Origin of the sequence: Shewanella sp. T24-MNA-CIBAN-0130 (genome assembly GCF_040310185.1) — a bacterium.
Lineage (GTDB): Bacteria > Pseudomonadota > Gammaproteobacteria > Enterobacterales > Shewanellaceae > Shewanella > Shewanella psychromarinicola.
Map to the genome: position 1 here is coordinate 1 of NZ_JBEOPP010000397.1, position 259 is coordinate 259.

Consider the following 259-nt stretch of genomic DNA (forward strand, 5'->3'; position numbering starts at 1 on the left):
TGCCTTTCTCGATCTCGATCAATTTCAAGTGGTAAATGACCTTAGTGGTCATCAAGCGGGTGATGTGTTGCTGCAACAAGTGGCGACTCGCTTAAAACAATTATTACGTAAAGACGATGTGGTTGCGCGTTTAGGCGGCGATGAGTTTGGCTTATTGATGCATTATTCTGATACCGCATCGGCGCAACAAGTGGCAAAACGAATTTGCCAACAGTTGTTTGATCATGAATTTACTTGGAAAGGTATCAAACACAACATT

1 protein-coding gene is annotated in these 259 nt (G+C 42.5%); it reads left to right on the plus strand.

Annotated elements, in window-relative coordinates:
- Window positions 1-259, plus strand: a 259-nt coding sequence (locus AAEZ02_RS22865; RefSeq protein WP_351125402.1) for a GGDEF domain-containing protein, incomplete at both ends; no start/stop codon positions are given.